Source organism: Geodermatophilus sp. SYSU D00710, from assembly GCF_054050195.1.
This window is the reverse complement of record NZ_JBJGYX010000114.1, coordinates 1-3,571: the sequence shown is the minus strand read 5'-3', so window position 1 is coordinate 3,571 and position 3,571 is coordinate 1. Positions and strand designations below refer to the sequence as shown.

At 75.1% G+C, this 3,571-nt stretch carries 2 protein-coding genes; one reads left to right on the top strand and one right to left on the bottom strand.

Features of this window, described 5'->3' with window-relative positions; translation table 11 throughout:
- Window positions 1-270 precede the first annotated feature (270 nt).
- On the bottom strand, window positions 271-2,382 hold the full coding sequence (locus ACI78U_RS24800; RefSeq protein ID WP_456878113.1) for a cation:proton antiporter: 2,112 nt from the start codon (window positions 2,380-2,382) through the stop codon (window positions 271-273).
- Window positions 2,383-2,662: 280 nt separating this feature from the next.
- Between ACI78U_RS24800 and ACI78U_RS24795 the strand changes: the two genes are divergently transcribed.
- Complete coding sequence (locus ACI78U_RS24795; protein WP_456878112.1) at window positions 2,663-3,496, top strand: protein kinase domain-containing protein; 834 nt, start codon at window positions 2,663-2,665, stop codon at window positions 3,494-3,496.
- The last annotated feature ends 75 nt before the right edge of the window (window positions 3,497-3,571 follow it).

Sequence of the window (3,571 nt, the reverse complement as noted above, 5' to 3'; positions counted from 1 at the left end):
GCGCCCCCCCCATCGACCCCCCCCCCCCCCCCCCCCCCCACCCCCCCCCCCCCCCCCCCCCCCGCCCCCCCCCCCCCCCCCCCCCCGCCCCCCCCCGCCGCTGTGTCGCCGGGGTCCGGCGCGCGGTCGTGCTCTGCCCCCGGTGCGGACCAGAGCGCGACCGTTCGCAGCTGCGCCCCGGGCGCGGGGCCGGAGCCTCTGGAGACCCCCGGACGCGACGGAGCCCGCGTCCCCGAACGGGACGCGGGCTCCGCAGCGCGGGCGGGACGCTCAGACAGTGCCGGGCCGGGCGGCGATGCCGGCGAGGGTCTCGTCCATGTCCCGGTCGGCGTCGGCCGTGCCGGCGTGCACCAGGAGGATCGGCGTCAGGTCGTCCGCGGCCGGGAGGGTCCCGGCACCCGCCGGCGCCACCAGCAGCGAGGGCAGCGCCTGGCTCTCCGGCTCCACCTGCACCCCGGCCCGGCGCAGCGAGTCGGCCACGCTCCGCTTGACCGCCCGGCGGCCCTCGCCGGCGCGCAGCTGCAGCGGCGCGGAGCGGCCGAGGGAGGCGTGGGCGGCCAGCCGCAGCGCGGCCCGCCCGTCGGCGCCGCCGTCCTGGACGACCGCCACCGGGCCCTGCGGCTGCAGCACCGCCGATCCCAGCTCCCCGGACACGGTGACCACCGAGCCGTGCAGCGACGGCGGCCAGGGGGTGCCGGAGCCGTCCGCGGTCAGCGCCTCCTCGACGATGCCCCAGCCGCTGCGCACCAGGACGACGTCGGCGTCGCTGCTGCCGGCGAGGTCGGCGACCTCCGCCCACGGGTCCTCGCTGAAGCGCGAGGCCACCGACGCCTTGAGCCCGCGGGCCTCGACCTGCCGGGCCAGCGTCCGCAGCTCGCCGGCGACGGTCGCCATGAGCTCCAGGTCGGCGCCCAGGCCCGAGGAGACCTCCGGCTTGGGCCGCGAGCGCCGCACGACGCGGGTGAGCACCACCTGCGCCGGCTGCTCGCGGCCGACCAGGTCGCAGGCGAGGTCGACCAGGCCGGCGTCGCGGTCGACGTCGTCCACCACGACGATGACCGTGTAGGCCTCGGTGAGGCCCATCTCGGCGCGCTCGGCCGCGGCGATGTCGCGGTCGAGGATCCGTTGCGGGTAGATGACGTTGAGCAGCGGCGAGGTCATCACCGTGGTGACGACGGCCATGATGACCATGAGCGTGAACATCTCGGCGTCGAGCACGCCCTGCTGGATGCCGATGTTGAGGATGACCAGCTCGGTGAGCCCGCGGGTGTTCATCAGCGTCGCCAGCGCGCTGGCCTGCCGGTGCGGCACCTTCTGCGCGCGGGCCGCCGCGTACGCGCCGATGAACTTGCCGGAGATGGCGACGAGCAGGATCAGGCCCAGCTCGCCGAGGCCGGTGAGGTCGATGGCGCCGATGTCGACCTGCAGGCCGGTGACCACGAAGAAGACCGGCAGCAGGAGCAGCACGCTCACCTGCTCGAGCCGGTCGATGATCTCGTGGTTGAGCCGGGCGGCGCCCTTGCGCGGCATGACCACGCCGAAGAGGAAGGCGCCGAAGATGAAGTGGATGCCGATCTCCTCGGCCACCCAGGCGCTGGTCAGGATGCCGATCAGGACGCCGGCCAGCATCTCCGGGGTCAGCTGGCCCAGCCGCTCGTAGCGGGTGACCAGCACCCGCAGCAGCGGCTTGACGACCAGGAACATCACCAGGGCGAAGACGACCGACAGGCTCAGGATCAGCGCGACACCGGTGAACGACGTCGCCGCCACGATCGCGACGACGACGGCCAGCAGGCACCACGCGAGGACGTCGTCGACCGCGGCGCAGGCCAGGGCGAGCACGCCGGTGGGGATCCGGTGCATCTGCCGCTCGGCGAGGATGCGGGCGAGCACCGGGAACGCGGTGATCGACATCGCGACACCGAGGAACAGCGCGAACCCGAGGTAGGAGATGGCCGCGGTGGAGCCGTCCTCCGCGGTGAAGACGTCGTGGTTGGCGTGCAGGTACGTGGCCAGCAGCACGCCGAGCGCGAACGGCAGCAGGATCGAGGCCAGCGACACCGAGACGGCGATCTTCTCCCGCCCGCGGATGAACGACAGGTCGACCTCGAGGCCGATGAGGAACATGAACAGGACCAGGCCCAGCTGCGCCAGCACGTTGAGGAACGGCCGGATGTCCGGCGGGAACAGCAGGGTGTCGAGGTCGCCGGGCAGGGCGCCCAGCAGGGTGGGCCCGAGCAGGATGCCGGCGACGATCTCGCCGATCACCGCCGGCTGGCCGACCCGGCGGGCGAGTCGGCCCATCAGGCGGGCGAGGACCATGATCACGGCCAGGTCGATGAAGACGTAGGCGACGATCTCTGCGACGGGGCGCGGCTCCACGAGATCTCCGGATGACGTGTACGGGTGGGTGGCGGGGCCACCCGGGGACTGTCGCGACCGCGGTGCGGTCGCGGGCCGGCCGAGGGCTCCCGGGCGGCGACGGGCGCGGAGCGTAACGGCGGTCTGCGCGGTGTGGGGTGCTTCGCCGCGCCGTGACGGGGGCCCATCCCGCGGGGCGGATCGGGTTCCCGGACGGCGGTGCGGCAGGCACACTGTGCCGCTGCCGCGTCGCGGCGTCCCGGTCGTTCCGGGGGGAGAGCAGCGTTTCAGGAGGACAGGGATGGATGCCGTCGGCCTGGTGGGCCCGGCGCCCGCCACCATCGCGGACTACCAGGTGGTCCGCGTGCTCGGTGAGGGCAACAACGGCCGCTTCTACCTCGCCCGCCCGCCGGCGCGCCTGGGCCTGCCCGACGAGTACGTCGCGGTGAAGGTGTTCACCGGCACGCACAGCGAGCAGGCCTACGAGCGCGGGGTCCGGGAGCTGCGGGCCTTCGCCCAGGTGGCCTCGCCCTACCTGGTCAAGGTCTACGACGCGGTGCTGCAGGACAGCTTCCTGTACGCCATGGAGTACTGCCCGCTCGGCTCGCTGGCCGCGCCGGCCCGCCCGCTGGGCCGCGGTGAGGTGCTGCGGGCGGTGGCGCACGCCGCCCACGCCGCCCACGCGCTGCACGAGGCCGGCCTGACCCACGGTGACATCAAGCCGGCCAACATCCTGCTGACCGAGGACGGCGGCAAGCTCTCCGACCTCGGCCTGGCCCGCTACCTCGCGCCGGGCGTCACGCTGACCGGCATGGCCAGCGCCGCCTCCGTCGAGTACCTCGACCCGGCGCTGCTGCGCGGCGACCGGCCCTCGCGCGCCACGGAGGTCTTCGCCCTGGGCGCCACGCTCAACCGGGCCCTCACCGGTACCGGCCTCTACGGCGAGCTCCCCGACGGTGAGCCGCTGCTGGCGATCCGCCGGGTGATGAACGCCGAGCCGGCGATCAGCCCCGGCCTGACCGACGACGAGGCCGCGCTGGTGTCCGCCTGCCTGGCGCCGGTCGGTCAACGCCCGGCGACCGCACTGCAGGTGGCCGAGCGCCTCGACGCGCTGGCGGCGGCCGCCCGCACCTGACCGCCGGCGCCCGCACACGTCGAGGGCCCCCGCCCCCCCCCCCCCGGGGGGGCGGGCGCGCGGCGCGAGGGGTCA

Coding starts and splice junctions, on each gene's coding strand:
- ACI78U_RS24795 (WP_456878112.1), top strand. CDS start 2,663: ATGGATGCCGTCGGCCTGGTGGGCCCGGCGCCCGCCACCATCGCGGAC.